Raw genomic sequence first — 21,990 nt, 5'->3', positions numbered from 1 at the left:
CGTTGATCATTTTCGACTTATCCACAGATACCCTCGATCCTAATAATAGATCTAATAAAAGATCTCCTTAAAGATCTTATCTATATTAATTAAAAACAGCTTTTTCGAAAAATCCCAAAAACGTTTTCTCAGGCTATGAAAACAGGTAGAATATCGCTCCTTTTTATCAATCTAGAAAACGTTTGAATACCTGAGGTCGGTTCATGCTTTATCACGAAAAATTTGACGTCATCGTTGTTGGTGGTGGCCATGCAGGAACGGAAGCCGCACTCGCATCTGCACGTACTGGCCAAAGTACGTTATTACTTACTCATAATATCGATACGCTAGGACAAATGTCTTGTAACCCAGCCATTGGCGGGATCGGTAAGGGCCACTTGGTAAAAGAGGTCGATGCAATGGGTGGATTAATGGCGCAAGCTATTGATCATGCAGGTATTCAGTTCAGAACATTGAACGCATCAAAAGGCCCTGCGGTTCGTGCTACTCGAGCACAAGCTGACCGCGCACTGTACAAAGCCTTTGTTCGCAACGTTCTTGAAAACACGCCAAACCTGACTTTGTTCCAACAGTCGGTTGATGACTTGATCGTTGAACAGGATCAAGTGGTGGGTGTGGTAACACAGATGGGCCTTAAGTTCCGCGCAAGCGCTGTGGTTCTGACTGTGGGCACATTCCTAGGCGGTAAGATCCATATTGGTATGGAAAGTTCTTCAGGTGGCCGTGCTGGCGATCCACCATCGATCGCACTGGCTGACCGTCTTCGTGATCTTCCATTCCGAGTTGATCGCCTGAAAACAGGTACACCTCCTCGTATCGATGCACGTAGCGTTGATTTTTCTGAGCTTGAGGTTCAACACGGTGATAACCCGACGCCTGTTTTCTCGTTCATGGGCAGCCGAGCTCAACAACCTCGTCAAATTCCATGTTACATCACGCATACCAATGAAAATACGCATGACGTAATTCGTGCCAACCTTGATCGCAGCCCTATGTACGCGGGTGTGATTGAAGGCATTGGCCCTCGTTACTGTCCTTCGATTGAAGACAAAGTAATGCGTTTTGCAGACAAAAACAGTCACCAAATTTTTATTGAGCCTGAAGGTCTCACGACTCATGAGCTATACCCGAATGGTATATCTACCAGTCTACCGTTTGATGTACAGGTTCAAATTGTTCGTTCGATGAAGGGCTTTGAAAATGCTCATATCGTTCGCCCTGGCTATGCGATTGAGTACGATTTCTTTGATCCTCGCGACCTTAAGCTGACTTACGAAACTAAGTTTATTAAAGGTCTATTCTTTGCGGGTCAAATCAACGGTACCACTGGCTACGAAGAAGCGGCTGCACAAGGCTTGATGGCGGGTCTGAATGCAAGTTTGTTTACTCAAGGCAAAGAAGGCTGGAGTCCGCGTCGTGACCAAGCTTACATGGGCGTGCTTATTGACGACCTATCTACCATGGGTACCAAAGAACCTTACCGCATGTTTACGTCTCGTGCGGAATACCGTTTGCTGCTTCGTGAAGACAATGCCGATATCCGCTTGACTGAAAAGTCGCGTGAACTTGGCCTAGTCGACGATGCTCGTTGGGCTCGTTTCAACGAGAAGATGGAAAACATGGAGAAAGAGCGTCAACGTCTGAAAGAGACTTGGATTAATCCAAAATCTGAAGATATCGATCAACTGAACCAAATTCTTAAAACACCAATGTCTCGTGAAGCGAGCGGTGAAGATCTTCTTCGTCGCCCTGAAATGACTTATTCACAGCTAACTGCACTGGATCGTTTTGGTCCTGCTCTGGAAGATCAACAAGCGTCTGAGCAAGTTGAGATCCAAGTGAAGTACGATGGTTACATTCAACGCCAACAAGACGAAATTGAAAAATCACTGCGTCATGAAAACACCAAACTGCCTGCTGATATCGATTACAGCAAGGTAAAAGGACTTTCTCACGAAGTGGTTCTTAAACTGACGACAGCTAAGCCTGACTCAATTGGTATTGCTTCGCGAATTTCAGGTATCACACCTGCAGCAATCTCAATTCTATTGGTTTACTTGAAAAAACACGGCCTGTTGAAAAAAGGTGAGGAAGCATAATGAGCGCATTACGCGAAAAACTGGATCACCTGATTGGCCAGACTGAACTTGAAGTATCTGAAAGGCAACGTGGCCAATTGGTTGGCTACGTTGAGTTACTGAATAAGTGGAACAAAGCTTATAACCTAACATCTGTTCGTGACCCGCAAGAAATGATGGTGAAACATATCTTAGATAGCATCATTGTTAGCACTCACTTACAAGGCAAGCGCTTTATCGACGTTGGCACGGGACCTGGTCTTCCTGGGATTCCGCTCTCAATCATGAATCCAGACTGCGAGTTTTACTTGCTAGACAGCCTAGGTAAGCGTATTCGTTTTATCAAACAGGTGATTCATGAATTGGGTATCGACAACGTGGTACCGGTTCAAAGTCGCGTTGAGGAGTTTCAACCAGAAGAAAAGTTTGATGCCGTGCTCAGTCGCGCATTTGCGTCAATGACAGACATGGTAGAGTGGTGTCACCATTTACCTAAAGAGCAATCCGGTGTATTTTTGGCTCTTAAGGGACAACATCCTAGAGATGAAATCGACCTGTTACCTGAATGGTGTTCAGTGACAGACATTAAAGCTTTGCAAGTGCCAGAGCTTGATGGAGAGCGTCATCTAGTTACTTTATCGCGTCAGGGATAATCAGCGAGGCCATAGTGGGTAGAATCGTAGCAATTGCCAACCAAAAGGGTGGCGTAGGAAAAACAACAACTTGCATTAATTTGGCAGCATCAATGGCGGCAACAAAACGCAAGATATTGGTTGTTGACCTCGATCCTCAAGGTAATGCCACTATGGCGAGCGGTGTCGACAAGTATCAAGTTGAAGCAACTGCTTACGATTTGTTGGTTGAAGACACCCCATTTGATGAAGTAGTTTGCCGAAGTACGTCTGGCAATTATGACCTCATCGCCGCGAACGGTGATGTTACTGCAGCAGAAATCAAGTTGATGGAAGTGTTTGCTCGTGAAGTTCGTTTAAAAAATGCACTCGAATCCATTCGCAATAACTATGATTTCATCTTTATTGATTGCCCACCATCATTAAACCTTCTTACAATCAACGCGATGGCTGCGGCCGACTCCGTATTGGTTCCTATGCAATGTGAATACTTTGCTTTGGAAGGTTTGACTGCATTGATGGATACCATCAGTAAGCTAGCGGCTGTTGTAAACGAGAACCTGAAGATCGAAGGTCTTCTGCGTACTATGTACGATCCTCGCAACCGCTTATCGAACGAAGTATCTGATCAACTCAAAAAACACTTTGGTAGCAAAGTCTACCGAACTGTGATCCCTAGAAATGTGCGTCTGGCAGAAGCCCCAAGTCACGGCAAGCCAGCAATGTACTACGACAAATATTCCGCAGGAGCTAAGGCTTATCTTGCTCTTGCAGGCGAAATGTTGCGTCGTGAAGAAGTCCCAGTATAGGTCCAATCAAAGGAATTCGCTCAATGTCTAAGCGTGGTTTAGGAAAAGGGCTAGATGCATTGCTTGCAACTAGCTCATTGGCTCGTGAAAAACAGCAAGTTGCTTCTCATAGTCAGGCGTTGTCGGCTGATGGTGAGCTTATCGAACTGGCTGTTGGTTGCTTGAAGCCTGGTGTATATCAACCGCGTAAGGATATTGCGCCTGAAGCGCTAGAAGAGCTGGCTGCATCAATTCAATCTCAAGGCATTATCCAACCTATCGTTGTTCGCCCATTGGCGCACGACCAGTTCGAGATTATTGCTGGTGAACGTCGTTGGAGAGCGGCTCGTCAAGCTGGCCTTAAACAAGTGCCATGTTTGGTCAAGAGAGTCGAAGACAAAGCCGCTATCGCGATGGCGTTGATTGAGAATATTCAGCGTGAAGATCTGAATGTTATCGAAGAAGCACAAGCGCTAGAGCGCCTACAGAACGAATTTGAGCTGACACACCAACAAGTCGCTGATGTGATCGGTAAATCGAGAGCAACGGTGAGTAACTTATTACGTCTAAATCAGCTCGAAAATGAAGTGAAAGGTTTAGTTTCCAATAAACAACTGGAAATGGGGCATGCTCGAGCACTGCTTGCGCTTGAAGGTGATACCCAGGTTGAAGCTGCAAATACTGCGGCAACCAAAAAAATGACCGTGCGTCAAACTGAGCAACTTGTCAAAAAGTGTTTAAAACCAGACGTTGAAGCTGAATCGAAGCCTGAAGACACAGAAGCTATCGAACTTTCACGAAGACTCACGGAAAAATTGCAAGCAAACGTTTCAGTTACTCGTTCTGTTAGTGGTAAGTCAAAAGTGACGATTACTCTTGATGAGCCTCACAAATTAGAGCAACTTATTGCTAAACTAGAGTACTAAATGAGATAATTGATTTAGGTCAATTATGTAATAAACAAGTAATTTCGTACAAAAGTTGTCGGTTTGTATGCAAAAATGTAAATGATTGCTGCGTTGTTATTGCAATCAATTTGGCTGAACGTATAATTTTCGCCAATTTCTCAGCACGCTTTTAAGCGAGTAGTAAAGAAGGCTTAAAAGAGGAACGAATACATGGTAGCGGCGTTAGCAAGACCAGGACGAGTGCTTGCAAAGCAAATGTTATTGATCGAGCTTAGCGCGGTTATATTAGTGGCGATAGGGTTAGGTTTAGCTGTTAATCCTGATTGGGGTTTTGCTGCATTAATCGGTGGCGGTATTTTTGTCATCGCAAATGCAGTTTTTTGTGTGTGTGCTTTCCTATTTAGTGGAGCTCGTGCAACTAAGTTAGTTGCGGCGTCGTTCTATGCAGGCGAAGCGCTAAAAATCCTTATCACAGTTTTACTATTCTCTATTGTCTACATGTATATGCAGGTGGAATTAGTTCCCCTCAAACTGACCTATTTACTGGTTCTAGGTATTAATATCTTTGCGCCAGTGCTTTTCATTAACAATAAAAAATAGGATGAGTTATGGCTGCGCCAACAGCATCCGGATACATTGAACACCATTTACAAAACCTTTCTTTAGCTAAGTTTGGTCTTGTAGAGGAGACAAGTTTCTGGAACGTACATATAGACAGTCTGTTTTTTTCGGTGTTGACAGGGATGTTATTCCTTTGGGTTTTTCGCTCAGTCGCTAAGAAAGCAACAGTAGGTGTACCTGGTAAGCTTCAGTGTTTTGTTGAAATGGTAGTGGAATTCGTTGGTGACAACGTTAAAGAAACTTTCCATGGCCGCAACCCTCTGATTGCCCCACTAGCACTGACTATATTCTGCTGGATTATCATTATGAACTTGATGGACTTAGTGCCTATCGATTTCTTACCATATCCTGCAGAGCATTGGCTAGGTATCCCTTACTTGAAAGTGGTTCCTACTGCTGATGTTAATATAACAATGGCAATGGCTTTAGGTGTTTTTGCTCTGATGATCTACTACAGCATCAAAGTAAAAGGTCTAGGCGGATTTGCTAAAGAATTGGCACTGCATCCATTTAATCACCCAATCATGATTCCATTTAACTTGGTACTTGAGGTAATTTCGTTACTAGCGAAGCCATTATCTCTAGGTATGCGTTTATTTGGTAATATGTTTGCGGGTGAGGTGGTGTTTATTCTTATCGCGGCAATGCTACCGTGGTATTTACAATGGGTAGGTGCACTACCTTGGGCTATCTTCCATATCTTGGTTATTTTGATTCAAGCGTTTGTTTTCATGATGTTGACAATCGTTTACTTATCAATGGCTCATGAAGATAGTGATCACTAAAAAAATTTTTAAGCTTTATTCTAACTATTAATGTTAATCGGAGAACGTAAATGGAAACTGTACTAAGTTTTTCAGCAATCGCTGTTGCTATTATTGTTGGTCTTTGTGCCGTAGGTACTGCAATTGGTTTTGCTATTCTTGGTGGTAAATTCCTAGAAGGCGCTGCGCGTCAACCTGAAATGGCTCCAATGCTACAAGTTAAGATGTTCATCATCGCTGGTCTACTGGATGCTGTTCCAATGATCGGTATCGTAATCGCACTACTATTCACGTTTGCTAACCCATTTGTTGGTCAACTAGCAGGCTAATTAACTCTTAATAGTTAATTAAATTTTTGTAGTTGATTCTTAACGAGGGGTAGCTGTTGTGAATATGAACGCAACTCTGTTAGGTCAAGCAATTGCTTTTTCATTGTTTGTTTGGTTCTGCATGAAATATGTATGGCCACCAATCATGCAAGCAATTGAAGAACGTCAGAAAAAAATTGCTGACGGTCTAGTAGCCGCTGAACGCGCTGCTAAAGACTTGAACCTGGCACAAGCCAACGCTTCTGAGCAAATGAAAGAAGCAAAGCGCACTGCAACTGAGGTTATTGATCAGGCAAACAAACGTAAAGCTCAAATTATTGATGAAGCACGCGAAGAAGCTCAGGCAGAACGCCAGAAAATCTTAGCGCAAGCTGAAGCAGAAATTGAAGCAGAGCGTACACGTGCCCGTGATGACCTGCGCAAACAAGTCGCAACTCTGGCTATAGCTGGTGCTGAGAAAATCCTTGAGCGTACAATCGATAAAGATGTACACGATGATCTTCTTAACAACATTACTGCAAAACTTTAAAGCAAGGGGCTGTATATGTCTGATTTGACTACAATCGCACGCCCCTATGCTAAAGCAGCGTTTGACTTTGCGGTAGATAAAGGTGAGCTAGACCAATGGGGTCAGATGCTTACTTTTGCTGCCGAAGTGGCACAAAATGATGATGTTCATAATTTATTAAGCGGTTCTATGACTGCTGAAAAATTAGCTGAAGTATTCATTGTAGTTTGTGGCGAACAATTTGATGAATTCGGTCAGAACTTAATTAAAGTGATGGCAGAGAATGGCCGCTTAATGGCTTTTCCTGATGTTTGTAAAGAGTTCTTTATACTCAAAAAAGAGTATGAGAAAGAGATCGACGTTGAAGTAACTTCAGCGGTAGAACTTTCTGAAGAACAACGCGCAGAGATCAGCAGCAAATTGGAACAGCGCTTAGCGCGCAAAGTTCAGCTGAATTGCAGTATAGATGAGACTCTACTTAGTGGAGTTATTATTCGAGCCGGAGACCTAGTCATCGATAACTCAGCGCGCAGTCGTTTAGACCGCCTGAGCGATGCATTGCAGTCTTAATGGGGATTGGAGCATGCAACTTAATTCCACTGAAATTAGCGATCTAATTAAACAACGTATTGAATCTTTCGACGTTGTTAGTGAAGCTCGCAATGAAGGTACTATCGTTTCTGTAAGCGATGGCATCCTTAGCATCCACGGCCTAGCGGACGTGATGCAAGGTGAAATGATCGAACTACCGGGTGGCCGTTACGCTCTAGCACTAAACTTGAACCGTGATTCGGTTGGTGCTGTTGTAATGGGCCCATATGCTGACCTACAGGAAGGCATGAAAGTTACAGGTACTGGTCGTATTCTAGAAGTACCAGTAGGTCCTGAAATGCTTGGTCGTGTTGTAAACACGCTAGGTGAGCCAATTGATGGTAAAGGTCCAATCGAAGCTAAATTGACTTCGCCTGTAGAAATTATCGCACCAGGTGTAATCGACCGTAAATCGGTAGATCAACCTGTTCAAACTGGTTACAAGTCTGTTGACTCAATGATCCCTATCGGTCGTGGTCAACGTGAACTAGTAATCGGTGACCGTCAGACTGGTAAAACAGCAATGGCGATCGATGCGATTATTAACCAAAAAGATTCTGGTATTTTCTCTATCTACGTAGCTATCGGCCAAAAAGCGTCGACTATTGCTAACGTAGTTCGCAAACTAGAAGAGCACGGCGCACTAGCAAACACTGTTGTTGTTGTTGCATCTGCTTCTGAATCTGCAGCGCTGCAATACCTTGCACCGTATGCTGGTTGTGCGATGGGCGAATACTTCCGTGATCGCGGTGAAGATGCACTGATTGTTTATGATGATTTATCTAAGCAAGCGGTAGCTTACCGTCAAATCTCGCTACTACTTAAGCGTCCACCAGGTCGTGAAGCGTTCCCAGGTGATGTTTTCTACCTTCACTCTCGTCTACTAGAGCGTGCTGCTCGTGTAAGCGAAGCATACGTAGAAAAATTCACTAACGGCGAAGTGACAGGCAAGACTGGTTCTTTAACTGCTCTACCTATCATCGAAACGCAAGCTGGTGACGTATCTGCATTCGTACCAACGAACGTAATCTCGATTACTGATGGTCAGATCTTCCTACAAACTGAGCTATTCAACGCGGGCGTACGTCCAGCTGTTGACCCAGGTATCTCAGTTTCTCGTGTAGGTGGTTCGGCGCAGACTAAAATCATCAAGAAGCTATCTGGCGGTATCCGTACTGCTCTAGCTCAATACCGTGAACTTGCAGCATTTGCACAGTTCTCATCGGATCTTGATGAAGCGACTAAGAAGCAGCTAGACCACGGTCAAAAAGTTACAGAACTGATGAAGCAGAAGCAATACGCTCCTATGTCTGTATTTGACCAAGCTCTAGTAATCTTCGCTGCAGAGCGTGGATACCTTCAAGACGTTGAACTTTCTAAAGTTCTAGACTTTGAAGCTGCTTTACTGTCGTTTGCTCGTGGTCAATATGCCGATCTAGCAACACAGATCGACACAACGGGTGCTTTCAATAAAGAAATCGAAGCTGAGCTGAAGAAGCTTGTTGACGATTTCAAGGCAACCCAGACCTGGTAATTGGTAGGTGGTCTTAGGGCCACCTCATACCATTAACGGAGAGTAACGATGGCCGGCGCAAAAGAGATACGTAATAAAATCGGTAGTGTTAAAAGCACACAGAAGATTACGAAAGCAATGGAAATGGTAGCAGCTTCAAAAATGCGTCGTTCTCAAGACGCAATGGAAGCTACTCGTCCATATGCAGAAACAATGCGTAAAGTGATCGGTCATTTGGCGAATGGTAGCCTCGAGTATAAGCATCCTTATCTTGAGGAACGTGAAGCCAAACGTGTTGGTTACATCATCGTTTCTACAGACCGTGGTCTTTGTGGTGGTTTGAACATTAACTTGTTCAAGAAAGCCATGAACGACATGAAAGATTGGTCTGAGAAAGGTGCTGACGTTGAACTTGCAATTGTAGGTTCAAAAGCGACAGCATTTTTTAATAACAGCGGCGCGAAAGTAGCAGCTCAAGTTTCTGGTCTGGGCGATCGTCCAAGCCTTGAAGACTTGATTGGCTCTGTAAGCGTTATGCTGAAGAAATATGATGAAGGCGAATTAGATCGCCTGTTCGTAGTGTTCAACAAGTTTGAAAACACTATGGTTCAAGAACCAACGATCGATCAATTACTTCCTTTGCCTAAATCAGACAGCGAAGAAATGAAACGCAGTCATTCTTGGGACTACATTTATGAGCCCGAGCCAAAACCACTACTAGATGCACTATTGGTTCGCTATGTCGAATCTCAAGTGTACCAAGGTGTGGTTGAGAACCTTGCTTGTGAGCAAGCGGCTCGAATGATTGCAATGAAATCAGCAACAGATAACGCTGGTGACATTATTGATGACTTAGAACTTGTGTATAACAAAGCGCGTCAAGCGGCGATTACACAAGAACTTTCTGAGATCGTTTCAGGCGCAGCTGCGGTTTAAGCTTAGGTAAAACTAAATAGTTAGAGGATTAACGATGGCTACAGGTAAGATCGTACAGATCATCGGTGCGGTAGTCGACGTAGAGTTCCCACAGGGTGAAGTACCTCGTGTATACGACGCTCTGAATGTTAATGAAGTACAAGAACGTCTAGTTCTTGAAGTTCAGCAACAACTTGGCGGTGGCGTAGTTCGCGCAATCGTAATGGGTAGCTCTGATGGTTTACGTCGTGGTTTGACAGTTGAAAATACTGGCGCTCCAATCTCAGTACCAGTAGGTACTAAGACATTGGGTCGTATCATGAACGTCCTAGGTGACGCGATTGATGAGTGTGGTGAAATCGGTGCTGAAGAGCATTACGCAATTCACCGTGAAGCTCCAAGCTACGAAGAGCAGTCTAACGAGACAGCTCTTCTAGAAACTGGTGTTAAAGTAATCGACTTGATTTGTCCATTCGCTAAGGGTGGTAAAATCGGTCTATTCGGTGGTGCTGGTGTAGGTAAGACCGTTAACATGATGGAACTTATCAACAACATCGCACTTCAACACTCAGGCCTATCTGTATTTGCAGGTGTAGGTGAGCGTACTCGTGAAGGTAACGATTTCTACTTTGAGATGCAGGAAGCTGGCGTTGTAAACGTTGAAAAACCTGAAGAATCAAAAGTAGCGATGGTTTACGGTCAGATGAACGAGCCACCAGGTAACCGTCTACGTGTTGCACTGACTGGTCTAACAATGGCAGAGCGCTTCCGTGACGAAGGTCGTGACGTTCTACTGTTCGTTGATAACATCTACCGTTACACACTAGCAGGTACTGAAGTATCAGCACTTCTAGGTCGTATGCCTTCTGCGGTAGGTTACCAACCTACACTAGCTGAAGAAATGGGTGTTCTACAAGAGCGTATCACGTCAACTAAATCTGGTTCTATCACGTCTGTACAGGCGGTATACGTACCAGCAGATGACTTGACTGACCCGTCTCCAGCAACAACGTTCGCTCACTTGGATGCAACGGTTGTACTTAACCGTAACATCGCATCTATGGGTCTATACCCAGCGATCGACCCGCTAGATTCTACTTCACGTCAACTGGATCCATTGGTAGTTGGACAAGAGCACTACGACATCGCTCGTGGCGTTCAGTCTACTCTTCAGCGCTATAAAGAGCTGAAAGATATCATTGCTATCCTAGGTATGGACGAGCTATCTGAAGAAGATAAGCAAGTTGTATCTCGTGCTCGTAAGATTGAGAAGTTCCTAACTCAGCCTTACCACGTAGCGGAAGTATTTACAGGTGACCCAGGCGTTTACGTACCTCTTAAAGAGACTCTACGTGGCTTCCAAGGTCTTCTATCTGGTGAATACGATGACATTCCAGAGCAAGCGTTCATGTACTGTGGTGCAATTGACGAAGCTATCGAGAATGCTAAGAAGCTATAAGGCTAACTAGGAGGCGATATGGCAGCAATAACCTTTCACCTAGACGTTGTAAGTGCAGAGAAACAAATTTTCTCAGGCCTTGTTGAGACGTTTCAGGTGACCGGTAGTGAGGGTGAGCTTGGTATTTTCCATGGTCATACTCCACTGCTGACCGCTATCAAGCCTGGTATGGTGCGTATTGTTAAGCAGCACGGCCACGAAGAAATTATTTATGTTTCTGGTGGTATGGTAGAAGTTCAGCCTGGTACAGCGACTGTACTGGCTGATACAGCTATCCGTGGTGAAGAGCTAGACGCAGCAAAGGCGGAAGAAGCTAAGCGCAAGGCTGTGGAGAATATCCAAAATCAGCATGGCGACATAGACTTCGCACAAGCGGCCGGTGAACTGGCTAAAGCCATTGCTCAGTTACGAGTTATCGAACTGACAAAACAGCGTCGTTAATCTTTTTTAAGATTATAGACTCTGAGATAAAGGCGACCTAAGGGTCGCCTTTTTGCATTTTTAGATTCTCAAAAATGCTTCTTTTACGTATCACTACTGGTTAAATGGTTATTGCGATTTAATTTTTTGGCCAAAAACGGTTACAATATCGGCTTAATAAAAATAACGTTGGATAGGTTTACAATGAAGTTTAGCGCGGTAATTCTCGCGGCGGGCAAAGGCACTCGCATGTATTCAAACACACCAAAGGTTCTGCACACACTTGCAGGTAAGCCAATGGTGAAGCATGTTATCGATACCTGTAATGGTTTAGGCGCTCAAAATATCAACCTGGTTTACGGCCACGGTGGTGATCAGATGAAGGCTACTCTAGCTGAAGAATCTGTAAATTGGGCACTGCAAGCTGAGCAGCTAGGTACAGGCCACGCGGTGGATCAAGCATCTGCACATTTCGCTGATGATGAAAAAGTATTGGTGCTCTACGGTGATGTTCCACTGATCTCACCTGAAACCATTGAAAACCTATTAGACGCCCAACCAAACGGTGGCATCGCGCTACTTACGGTCGTGTTAGACAACCCAATGGGCTACGGACGTATTATTCGTCGTAATGGCCCTGTTGTGGCTATCGTTGAGCAGAAAGATGCAACCGATGAGCAGAAGCTTATCAAAGAGATCAACACTGGCGTTATGGTGGCGACCGGTGGCGATCTCAAGCGCTGGTTGTCTGGCTTAAGTAACGACAACGCACAGGGTGAATATTACCTGACTGACGTTATTGCAGCGGCTCACGACGAAGGTCGTGCAGTTGAAGCGGTACACCCAGTAAGCCCGATTGAAGTGGAAGGCGTGAACGACCGCTCTCAACTTGCTCGTCTAGAGCGCGCTTACCAAGCTGAGCAAGCAGATAAGCTATTGAAGCAAGGCGTAATGCTTCGTGACCCAAGCCGTTTTGATCTGCGTGGTGAACTGCAGTGCGGTATGGATGTTGAGATTGATACTAATGTTATCATCGAAGGCAGCGTAAGCATTGGCGACAACGTGGTTATCGGCACCGGTTGTGTCTTGAAAGACTGTGAGATCGATGACAACACCATCGTGCGTCCATACAGCGTAATTGAAGGTGCAACGGTCGGTGAAGACTGTACGGTTGGTCCTTTTACTCGTCTACGTCCTGGCGCTGACATGCGTAATAACTCGCACGTCGGTAACTTCGTAGAAGTGAAAAATACTTGTCTTGGTGAGGGTTCGAAAGCGAACCACTTAACGTATCTAGGCGATGCTGAAATTGGCCAGCGTGTAAACGTGGGTGCGGGTGCAATTACTTGTAACTACGATGGCGCGAATAAGTTTAAGACCATCATTGGCGACGACGTATTCGTTGGTTCAGATAGCCAATTAATAGCGCCTGTTACGATTGGTAATGGTGCTACCGTTGGTGCTGGCTCTACAGTAACGCGCGATGTTTCTGAAAATGAGTTAGTTATCAGCCGTGCTAAAGAACGTAAGATTGCTGATTGGCAACGTCCGACTAAGAAAAAGTAGTCTCTTAATAAATAAGATGATTTAAATGAAAGCCAGTAGTACCGCTACTGGCTTTTTCTTATTTATCTAGATATAGAAAAAGAGCGAGTAATCTCGCTCTTTTTTGTTTTCGTTAACTTAGAAACTAGTCTTGTTTCTCGTCAGCGACCACTCGAGAGTTGTCTGGTGTCGCGAAATGTTCAGACAGCTCTTTGTTCGAAACAATATAGCCAACCCACAGTGCACCCAAACAAATCACAACCGCGATACCCGTTGCACTTAGTGCTTGGCTAGCCATTGCCGCGACCAACGCACTTGATAGGCCACTGATACTGATTTGCAGGCTGTTTTGTAAGCCTGCAGCTGTTGCTGGGCTTTGTTTCGCACTTGATAGAGCACGGTTAACTACGATTGGGTAAAGTGCGCCATTCGCTACAGCAATCAAACAGAAAGGCGCAAGTAGAGGCCAGATTGACGTCAGTTCCCACTGTGATGCGATAAAGATAAGCATCGCCGCTACACTGAACAAACCGATAAGGTTTCTTAGTACAACGCCATCGCCATATTTCTTCACTGCTTGCTTACCGAAGTAACCACCCGCCATGAACGCGATTGTTTGTGGGATAAAGCTCAAACCGATGTCTTTTGCTTCATAACCTAGTTGAGCCATGATCTCTGGCATACCCGTTAGGTAAGCGAAGAACGCGGCAGATGCTGATGCAAACATTAAAACATTACCCATGTAAGGCTTTGATTTAAGCAACACTTTGATGTCTGTCTTAATCGATGTCTGTTTTACTTCAGGCGCTTCTTTTGGTTGAGCCATTGTTGTCGCCACTAGCAGTGCACCCATCAAGGTTAATGTGATGAAGATGCTGTGCCAGCCAAAGCTATCCGCCAGTAACACACCTAGCTGAGGTGCTAGTGCAGGAGATAGCGCAACCAAAGGCATGATGGTTGCAAAAATTTGCTGGCTACTGCTTTGCGAGTAACGCTTGATAACCATTGCTTGCCAGATTACCGCTGGAGCACATACACCGATCGCTTGAATGAAGCGCAGTGTCAGTAGGTGCCATACCTCGGTGCTGAATGCTAAGCCGAATGAAGCTGCGGTAAAGATAACAAGACCAACCGCCAACGTATTACGGTGACCATACTTGTCACTCGCCAGACCCCAAAGAAGCTGACCCATTGCCATACCGCCAAGGAATACCGTTAGAGACAAAGCAATCTGCTCTGGGCCGGTTGCGAAATCAACTTCCATTGCCTTAAATGCAGGAAGGTACATATCGGTCGCAATAAAGCCAAGCATTGAAAGAACTGCAAGGTAGACCAATTGAAATTTAGAAATATTCATAAGATGCCATTAAGCTAAAGGTAGTGATGTTTTTATCATCAAAAAAATTGTTTGATATACAGAAGTAAAAGCCCCTGTTTATTTATGCTGACATTCTATTTTTCAGACCTGATAAAATAAAACGCTAAAATATGTGGTTATCAATCAAAAAATTTGAAGGCTTATGTTCTCTAAATCCTCTTTAGAAATGCTCGATACGGTTGCTCGTTTAGGTAGCTTTACTGCGGCGGCAGAACAATTGCACAAAGTACCATCGGCGATCAGCTATGGGGTTAGGCAAGTAGAGCAAGAACTGGATGTTCTACTTTTCAGACGTTTACCGAGAAAAGTAGAGCTGACACCGGCAGGTGAATTGTTCATTGAAGAGGCACGTGCGTTACTGAGACAGATGGAAGAGGTCAGTGCTCAGACTCGCCGAGCAGCGCGTGGTTGGAAGAAAACCTTGCGTCTAACGCTCGATAACGTGGTTAAGCTCGACAAGATGAAGCCGATGATTGAAGAGTTCTACCAAACCTTTGAGTTTGCAGAGCTTCAGATCAACATGGAGGTGTTTAATGGCTCTTGGGAAGCGATTGCACAGGGCAGAGCGGATATTGTGATTGGTGCGACCTCGGCGATTCCGGTCGGTGGCGACTTTGAGGTTAAAGATATGGGACGCCTAGATTGGGCGTTTGTGATGTCGCCGAGTCATCCGTGTGTGCGAGAGCAAAACCTCAATGAAGAGTTTGTTAGCCAGTATCCCGCGATATGTTTGGACGATACCTCCAGCGTACTGCCTAAGCGACACACAGGCCACTACTCAAATCAAAGACGCCTGTTGTTACCCAATTGGTATAGCGCAATTGAATGCCTTAAAAATGGAGTAGGGGTGGGTTATATGCCGAGGCACATTGCCGCGCCAATTATCGAACAAGGATTGCTGGTGGAAAAAATACTGCCTGAACCGAGTCCGCAGAGTCATTGTTGTTTGGTGTGGCGAAAAGACGATAACCATAAGTTGATCGAGTGGATGGTGAAATACCTAGGATCGAGTGAACAACTTCACCAAGATTGGTTGGATCATCGCAAGGCGGTCTAATGAACTTAGCGAGAAGATCCTTTTCAAGTTTGAGTTGAATCAACACCAATAAAAAGAGCGAGTAAATACTCGCTCTTTTTGATTCGGTCGTTAACTCTTAAGACAAGAAGAACTTATAGGAAGGGTTATCGGTTTCATCTTTACACTGATAGCCAAGTTCTCGTAGGTGTGTCGAGAACTGAGCTAAATCATCATCACCAAGTTCGAAGCCACACAATACGCGACCGTAATCGGCGCCGTGGTTACGATAATTGAACAGGCTGATATTCCAGTGAGTCCCTAAGGTATCAAGGAATTTAATCAATGCACCTGGATATTCTGGAAACTCGAAGCTGTACAGACGTTCTTTCAGTGGTTTCGATGGTTTGCCGCCAATCATGTAGCGAATGTGCAGTTTTGCCATCTCATCATCAGAGAGATCGACAACTGGGTAGCCGCCCTCACGTAGGTCATTGATGATGTGTTCGAGCTCTTCTTGGCCACCTTGTAGACGTACACCAACGAAGATATTCGCGAGGCTTTCGTCGTTGTGGCGGTAGTTAAACTCAGTCACCGCTCGACCACCAATAATATTACAGAACTCTAGGAATGCCCCTTGTCGCTCTGGAATCGTCACAGCAAGTAGACCTTCTCGCTTCTCACCCAGCTCACAACGTTCAGAGACATAACGCAGACCGTGGAAGTTGGTGTTAGCACCAGACAGTACCGTTGCCAATTGCTTGCCTTGCAGTTGGTTCTGCTCAGCAAACTTCTTCAAGCCAGCCAGAGCAAGCGCTCCTGAAGGTTCAGCAATCGCACGAGTGTCTTCAAAGATATCTTTCACCGCAGAGCAGATCTCATCACTAGAGACTGCAATGTGACCGTCAATGTACTGTTGGCAAAGACGGAAGGTTTCTTCGCCAATGCGTTTAACCGCAACACCATCAGCAAACATGCTGACTTGATCAAGAACCACTGGTTCACCAGCATCCAGCGCTGCTTTCAAGCAAGACGAGTCTTCAGGTTCTACTGCAATGACTTTAATCTCTGGCATCAGCTGTTTTACTAGCACAGCAACACCCGCAGCTAAGCCACCACCACCAACCGGCACAAAGATATAATCCATGTGACCGTTTTGCTGCAGCATCTCCATACCCATCGTGCCTTGTCCTGCAATCACCAGTGGATGATCGAAAGGAGGCACAAAGGTGAAGCCATGTTCAGCAGAAAGACGCTCGGCTTCTGCCTTGGCTTCATCAAAGTTGCTGCCGTGCAGAACCACGTTACCGCCAAATCCACGTACCGCATCAACCTTGATGTCTGGTGTGGTTTTTGGCATCACAATCGTAGTCTGAATACCCAACTTAGAGCCTGATAGCGCCATACCTTGAGCATGATTACCCGCCGATGCAGCAATCACACCTGCGGTTTTTTGCTGCTCAGAAAGGCTTGATACCATGTTGTAGGCACCACGTAGCTTGAACGAGTGCACCGGCTGGCGGTCTTCTCGCTTAAGCTGGACCTGATTTCCAATGCGCGCGCTTAAACGTGGCATATCCTGTAGAGGTGTCACGATTGCCGCTTCGTAAACCGGCGCTCTCAGGATCTGACGCAGATAATCTGCGCCAGTTTGTTTTTGGGGACTGGGGGTGTCATCACTCATAGTTAGCCCTCAAGCTTAGACTTATCACGTACTGCGCCTTTGTCGGCACTGGTCGCCATACTTGCGTAAGCCTTCAGTGCAAAAGACACTTCACGCTGACGGTTTTCTGGTTTCCAGCCTAGTGCATCTTGCTTAACTCGACGAGCTTCAAGCTCTGCTTCAGGCACATCAAGTGTGATTGAGCGGCTAGGGATGTCGATAGTAATGATATCGCCCGTGTTCACTAGACCAATCACACCGCCACTTGCAGCTTCTGGAGAAGCGTGACCGATAGACAAACCTGATGTACCACCAGAGAAACGTCCGTCAGTTAGAAGAGCACAAGACTTGCCTAGACCCATCGATTTTAGGTAAGTGGTTGGGTAGAGCATTTCTTGCATGCCCGGACCACCTTTAGGACCTTCGTAACGGATAACAACCACTTCGCCTGCTTTTACTTTACCCGCTAAGATGCCGTCTACTGCTGTGTCTTGGCTTTCGAACACGATTGCAGGGCCTTGAAACTTAAGGTTTTCTTCATCAACACCCGCGGTCTTAACGATACAACCATCAACCGCGATGTTACCTGAAAGTACTGCTAGGCCACCTTCTTGGCTGAATGCGTTCTCTTTGGTACGAATACAACCATCGACGCGGTCATCATCAAGGCGATCCCAACGACAATCTTGTGAGAAAGCTTTGGTGGTACGGATACCAGCAGGGCCAGCGCGGAAGAACTTAAGCACGGCTTCGTCTTCTGTCTGCATGATGTCGTATTGAGCTAGCTGCTCTTGCATGCTTAGACCAAGCACGGTGCGAGTTTGGTTGTTCAGTAGGCCAGCACGGTCTAGTTCACCTAGGATAGCCATTACGCCACCAGCACGGTGAACGTCTTCCATGTGGTATTTAGGTGTTGAAGGCGCAACCTTACATAGGTGTGGAACGCGGCGAGACATCTCGTCGATATCACCCATATCAAAATCAATGTCACCTTCTTGAGCTGAAGCCAATAGGTGAAGAACGGTGTTACTAGAACCGCCCATTGCGATATCCAGTGCCATCGCGTTTTCAAATGCTGCGCGGTTTGCGATGTTACGAGGCAGTGCTGATTCGTCATCTTGCTCGTAGTAACGCTTAGTGAGATCAACGATGCGCTTACCAGCATTGATGAATAGCTCTTCACGGTCTGCGTGGGTTGCTAGCATAGAACCGTTACCAGGCTGAGATAGACCAAGCGCTTCAGTTAGACAGTTCATTGAGTTAGCCGTGAACATACCTGAACAAGAACCACATGTTGGACATGCAGAACGTTCTACTTGCTCACTTTGCTCATCAGAAATCGTTGGATCGGCACCTTGGATCATCGCGTCAACAAGGTCTAGCTTGATGATCTGATCTGAAAGCTTGGTTTTACCTGCTTCCATTGGACCACCCGATACAAAGATCACTGGGATGTTTAGGCGCATAGCAGCCATCATCATTCCCGGAGTGATTTTGTCACAGTTAGAGATACACACCATCGCATCTGCACAGTGTGCATTGACCATGTACTCTACTGAGTCTGCGATAAGCTCACGTGATGGCAGTGAGTACAGCATGCCGCCGTGACCCATTGCGATACCATCATCAACCGCGATGGTGTTGAATTCTTTAGCGATACCCCCCGCTTTCTCGATTTCACCCGCAACCAGTTGACCCATGTCTTTAAGGTGAACGTGGCCTGGTACAAATTGAGTGAACGAGTTTACAACCGCGATGATTGGCTTACCGAAGTCATCATCTTTAACGCCAGTTGCACGCCATAAAGCGCGCGCACCAGCCATGTTGCGTCCGTGGGTAGTCGTTGCTGAACGATAGATTGGCATTGCTTAAATCCTTATAAAATATTTGGCTGTTGCTTACTTAGCTGTTTGCGTTTGGTTTTCTGAAGTTTGGTCTGCTGGGTAAACGTAGTCTAACCAGCCCCACTTATCTTCAGTGGTTCCATTGAATAGGCCAAAGTAAGCCGCTTGAACTTTTTCAGTGATAGGACCGCGTTTGCCTTCACCTACTGTAATTTTGTCTACGCTGCGAACCGGAACGATCTCGGCAGCTGTGCCTGTCATGAATACTTCATCGGCAAGGTATAGCGCTTCACGAGCAATGTTCTCTTCACGGATCTCATAACCCATGTCTTTTGCTAGTGTCATGATCGAATCACGAGTGATACCCGGCAGAATTGCGCTGGTCGCTGGCGGCGTTGATAGCACGCCGTTACGTACCACAAAGATGTTCTCACCAGCACCTTCAGAAAGGTAACCATCAACACTCAGTGCGATACCTTCATCGTAACCATGACGGCGAGCTTCGCCACCAACCAGTAGTGAAGATAGGTAGTTACCACCGGCTTTTGCTGCGGTTGGGATCGTGTTTGGAGCGGCACGGTTCCAGCTAGAAATCATCGCATCAACGCCGTTTTCTAGTGCTTCTTCGCCCAGGTAAGAACCCCAAGGGAAAGCAGCGATGATCAGCTCCATCTCGGTATTTTCTGGCGGGCAGACACCCAAACCAACGTTACCTACGAAACCTAGAGGGCGGATGTACGCTGACTGTAGCTTGTTTTGGCGTAGCGTTTCGCGAGTCGCTTCCATAATTTCTTCCTCAGTGTAAGGAATAGGGAAGCGGTAGATTTTTGCTGAGTCTTTTAGGCGCTTAGCGTGTTCAGGGTGACGGAAGATAACCGGCCCTTTTGGTGTGTTGTAACAACGAACACCTTCAAACACAGAAGTACCGTAGTGCATTGCGTGAGTCAGGACGTGAACGTTCGCCTCTGCCCAAGGAACCATCTCACCGTTAAACCAAATATAGTCTGCTGTTTTAGCTGTCATGTTTGCGGTTCCTTATGCGTTTATCTTTTGTTGTAAGTTGTTGTTTGGCAGTTCATTACGGCTGATCGAGATAACGTCAACGGTACGCACATCCCACAGCTTTTCGATTTGGTTTACCAAGAAAGAGATCGGACGGTCACTGTCTACGATGATCTCAACACTCGCCACTTTGCTTTCGTGGTTTTGAGTGCCCGCAACTTGCTTAACAATGAAGCCACGGTGGCGGATAACACGAAGAACACGCTCTAGTAGTACAGGCTTATCATCGGCTTTGATGTCTAATAGGTATCTTTTCATGTTATGTGTTCTCCAACATCTCACTGTTTGAAGCACCTGGCGGTACTAGTGGCCATACGTTTTCTTCTTCATCGATAAGAACATGAAGTAGGTAAGCGGTTTTGCTCTCTAGCATCTCTTTCAATGCTGGTTCTACTTCTTCTTTACGAGTGATGGTTTTGCCCGGGATATCGAATGCTTTCGCGAGCATCACGAAATCAGGGTTGTCATCCAAGATAGTTTCACTGTGGCGGCCATCAAAGAACAGCGATTGCCATTGGCGAACCATGCCCAAGCGAGAGTTATTAAGCAGTACCATCTTCACTGGGATCTGACGACGCTTCAATGTGCCAAGCTCTTGAATGTTCATCATGAACGAGCCGTCACCAGAGATAAGTATAGATTGGTCATCAGGACGCCCAACCGATGCACCCATTGCAGCGGGCAAGCCAAAGCCCATGGTCCCTAAACCGGCAGAGGTAATGAAGTTCTGTGGATCGCGCGGCTGAATGTGCTGAGCTGCCCACATTTGGTGTTGGCCCACATCAGTCGAAACCATAGAGCTTGCTGGCATCATGTCTGAAAGTTGCTTCAATAGCAGTGGAGCAAAAATCAGATCGCCAGGGTGGTCGTAACGCCATTTGAATGAGCTACGAAGGCCTTCAGAGTGGTGAACCCAAGAGGAGATGTCTTGGCTTAGCTCTAGCTGAGGCATGATCTTGTTGATGTCACCGCGAATTGGCGCATTGGCAAGACGCAGTTTGCTGAACTCAGCGGCATCGATATCGATATGGATAACCTTAGCATGCGGCGCAAAGGTATCGAGTTTGCCTGTCACTCGGTCATCAAAACGAGCACCGACAACAATCAATAGGTCACTCTCTTGAACCACAAGGTTAGCAGCTTTGGTGCCGTGCATACCCAGCATACCAAGGTAGTGTGGGTCGTCACGTTCGATAGTTCCCAAGCCTTTCAGTGTGCTTACTGCTGGCATAGGGTTAAGGCGTAAAAACTCACGAACCGCATCGGTTGCTTTAGCAAGTTGAACACCACCACCTACGTATAAAACAGGACGGGTTGCTTGAGACAAAAAGTACTGTGCCTGTTCTATGGCATCAGTTGTCGCAACAGGAATTGCGGGTGGATTAAATTCAGGAAGAGCGTTAACAGGTGCTTCTGCTAGTTGAACATCTTTCGCGATATCGACGATAACCGGGCCAGGGCGGCCAGACTTTGCTACCACAAACGCTTCTGCGAGGGTTGAAGCAAGATCTTCAATATCAGTTACTAGGTAGCTGTGTTTAGTACATGACAGAGACATACCAATCACATCCATTTCTTGGAATGCATCGGTACCAATGTGGGAACTCGCAACTTGACCTGTGATGGCAACCATTGGGATAGAGTCCATAAAGGCATCAGCAAGGCCAGTGACTAGGTTGGTAGCACCTGGGCCAGACGTTGCCATACAAACAGCGACATCTTGTGTTGCTCGAGCCATGCCGATCGCGGCCATAGCAGCGCCTTGCTCATGGCGACATAGGATATGTTCAACCCCGCCGTCATAGAGTGCATCGTAGATTGGCATGATGGCACCGCCTGGGTAACCAAATACGGTCTCAATTCCTTGTTGCTTGAGTGCGGATACGACTAGTTCTGCGCCTTTCATCGGAATTCTCCCGTATTACCTTTATTTTGGTAACTGTTTCCTTTGTCTCTG

At 45.9% G+C, this 21,990-nt stretch carries 21 protein-coding genes; 15 read left to right on the top strand and 6 right to left on the bottom strand.

Annotation, left to right across the window (positions count from 1 at the left end; translation table 11 throughout):
* Nucleotides 1-203 precede the first annotated feature (203 nt).
* From mnmG to glmU, 14 genes are all read left to right on the top strand, one after another.
* Complete coding sequence (gene mnmG / locus AC3CH3_RS15445; protein ID WP_488537447.1) at nucleotides 204-2,099, top strand: tRNA uridine-5-carboxymethylaminomethyl(34) synthesis enzyme MnmG; 1,896 nt, start codon at nucleotides 204-206, stop codon at nucleotides 2,097-2,099.
* Entirely contained in the window at nucleotides 2,099-2,731 is a 633-nt protein-coding gene (rsmG, locus tag AC3CH3_RS15440) for a 16S rRNA (guanine(527)-N(7))-methyltransferase RsmG (protein ID WP_488537446.1), read from the top strand. The genes mnmG and rsmG overlap by 1 nt, the downstream gene beginning before the upstream one ends.
* Before the next feature lie 14 nt (nucleotides 2,732-2,745).
* On the top strand, nucleotides 2,746-3,519 hold the full coding sequence (locus AC3CH3_RS15435; RefSeq protein ID WP_019825554.1) for a ParA family protein: 774 nt from the start codon (nucleotides 2,746-2,748) through the stop codon (nucleotides 3,517-3,519).
* 23 nt (nucleotides 3,520-3,542) lie between these two features.
* The gene (locus AC3CH3_RS15430) at nucleotides 3,543-4,424 is read left to right on the top strand and encodes a ParB/RepB/Spo0J family partition protein (protein ID WP_048662696.1); all 882 of its coding nucleotides are present in this window, start codon (nucleotides 3,543-3,545) and stop codon (nucleotides 4,422-4,424) included.
* A 192-nt stretch (nucleotides 4,425-4,616) separates the two neighbouring features.
* Nucleotides 4,617-5,006, top strand: coding sequence for a F0F1 ATP synthase subunit I (locus AC3CH3_RS15425; protein WP_017058798.1), 390 nt, complete (start codon nucleotides 4,617-4,619; stop codon nucleotides 5,004-5,006).
* Nucleotides 5,007-5,014: 8 nt separating this feature from the next.
* Nucleotides 5,015-5,812, top strand: coding sequence for a F0F1 ATP synthase subunit A (gene atpB, locus AC3CH3_RS15420; protein WP_009848124.1), 798 nt, complete (start codon nucleotides 5,015-5,017; stop codon nucleotides 5,810-5,812).
* Nucleotides 5,813-5,862: 50 nt separating this feature from the next.
* Nucleotides 5,863-6,120 (top strand): F0F1 ATP synthase subunit C, encoded by a 258-nt coding sequence (atpE, locus tag AC3CH3_RS15415; RefSeq protein ID WP_004411110.1) that lies wholly within the window; start codon nucleotides 5,863-5,865, stop codon nucleotides 6,118-6,120.
* 58 nt (nucleotides 6,121-6,178) lie between these two features.
* Nucleotides 6,179-6,649, top strand: coding sequence for a F0F1 ATP synthase subunit B (gene atpF / locus AC3CH3_RS15410; protein ID WP_010433231.1), 471 nt, complete (start codon nucleotides 6,179-6,181; stop codon nucleotides 6,647-6,649).
* A gap of 15 nt (nucleotides 6,650-6,664) precedes the next feature.
* Nucleotides 6,665-7,198 (top strand): F0F1 ATP synthase subunit delta, encoded by a 534-nt coding sequence (gene atpH, locus AC3CH3_RS15405; protein ID WP_488537445.1) that lies wholly within the window; start codon nucleotides 6,665-6,667, stop codon nucleotides 7,196-7,198.
* A 13-nt stretch (nucleotides 7,199-7,211) separates the two neighbouring features.
* On the top strand, nucleotides 7,212-8,753 hold the full coding sequence (gene atpA, locus AC3CH3_RS15400) for a F0F1 ATP synthase subunit alpha (RefSeq protein WP_010433235.1): 1,542 nt from the start codon (nucleotides 7,212-7,214) through the stop codon (nucleotides 8,751-8,753).
* A 48-nt stretch (nucleotides 8,754-8,801) separates the two neighbouring features.
* A complete protein-coding gene (atpG, locus tag AC3CH3_RS15395; RefSeq protein ID WP_016794171.1) occupies nucleotides 8,802-9,668 on the top strand; it encodes a F0F1 ATP synthase subunit gamma in 867 nt (288 codons plus the stop codon).
* Between the two features lie 34 nt (nucleotides 9,669-9,702).
* Complete coding sequence (atpD, locus tag AC3CH3_RS15390) at nucleotides 9,703-11,106, top strand: F0F1 ATP synthase subunit beta (RefSeq protein ID WP_019825544.1); 1,404 nt, start codon at nucleotides 9,703-9,705, stop codon at nucleotides 11,104-11,106.
* Nucleotides 11,107-11,124: 18 nt separating this feature from the next.
* Nucleotides 11,125-11,547 carry a F0F1 ATP synthase subunit epsilon gene (locus tag AC3CH3_RS15385; protein ID WP_004735742.1) on the top strand — a complete coding sequence of 141 codons (423 nt, stop codon included), beginning with the start codon at nucleotides 11,125-11,127 and terminating at the stop codon, nucleotides 11,545-11,547.
* A gap of 183 nt (nucleotides 11,548-11,730) precedes the next feature.
* On the top strand, nucleotides 11,731-13,092 hold the full coding sequence (glmU, locus tag AC3CH3_RS15380) for a bifunctional UDP-N-acetylglucosamine diphosphorylase/glucosamine-1-phosphate N-acetyltransferase GlmU (RefSeq protein ID WP_029405665.1): 1,362 nt from the start codon (nucleotides 11,731-11,733) through the stop codon (nucleotides 13,090-13,092).
* 124 nt (nucleotides 13,093-13,216) lie between these two features.
* Here the strand turns inward: glmU and punC are convergent, their stop codons facing one another.
* Complete coding sequence (punC, locus tag AC3CH3_RS15375; RefSeq protein WP_019825540.1) at nucleotides 13,217-14,428, bottom strand: purine nucleoside transporter PunC; 1,212 nt, start codon at nucleotides 14,426-14,428, stop codon at nucleotides 13,217-13,219.
* A gap of 163 nt (nucleotides 14,429-14,591) precedes the next feature.
* Between punC and punR the strand changes: the two genes are divergently transcribed.
* On the top strand, nucleotides 14,592-15,506 hold the full coding sequence (punR, locus tag AC3CH3_RS15370) for a DNA-binding transcriptional activator PunR (protein ID WP_488537444.1): 915 nt from the start codon (nucleotides 14,592-14,594) through the stop codon (nucleotides 15,504-15,506).
* Between the two features lie 97 nt (nucleotides 15,507-15,603).
* On the opposite strand, the gene ilvA is transcribed toward punR, so the two are convergent.
* The 5 genes from ilvA to ilvG are packed head-to-tail and all read right to left on the bottom strand — an operon-like array spanning nucleotide 15,604 to nucleotide 21,939.
* Nucleotides 15,604-17,148 (bottom strand): threonine ammonia-lyase, biosynthetic, encoded by a 1,545-nt coding sequence (gene ilvA / locus AC3CH3_RS15365; protein WP_488537443.1) that lies wholly within the window; start codon nucleotides 17,146-17,148, stop codon nucleotides 15,604-15,606.
* 2 nt (nucleotides 17,149-17,150) lie between these two features.
* A complete protein-coding gene (gene ilvD / locus AC3CH3_RS15360) occupies nucleotides 17,151-18,992 on the bottom strand; it encodes a dihydroxy-acid dehydratase (RefSeq protein WP_488537442.1) in 1,842 nt (613 codons plus the stop codon).
* A 33-nt stretch (nucleotides 18,993-19,025) separates the two neighbouring features.
* Complete coding sequence (locus AC3CH3_RS15355; RefSeq protein ID WP_488537441.1) at nucleotides 19,026-19,994, bottom strand: branched-chain amino acid transaminase; 969 nt, start codon at nucleotides 19,992-19,994, stop codon at nucleotides 19,026-19,028.
* 12 nt (nucleotides 19,995-20,006) lie between these two features.
* Complete coding sequence (gene ilvM / locus AC3CH3_RS15350; RefSeq protein WP_017055442.1) at nucleotides 20,007-20,291, bottom strand: acetolactate synthase 2 small subunit; 285 nt, start codon at nucleotides 20,289-20,291, stop codon at nucleotides 20,007-20,009.
* 1 nt (nucleotide 20,292) lies between these two features.
* The gene (ilvG, locus tag AC3CH3_RS15345) at nucleotides 20,293-21,939 is read right to left on the bottom strand and encodes an acetolactate synthase 2 catalytic subunit (protein ID WP_488537440.1); all 1,647 of its coding nucleotides are present in this window, start codon (nucleotides 21,937-21,939) and stop codon (nucleotides 20,293-20,295) included.
* Between the last annotated feature and the right edge of the window lie 51 nt (nucleotides 21,940-21,990).

It is taken from the genome of Vibrio sp. QJM3NY_35 (genome assembly GCF_057785915.1).
Note: the sequence above shows the minus strand (reverse complement) of the source record. Positions and strands in the feature narration are given on the sequence as shown.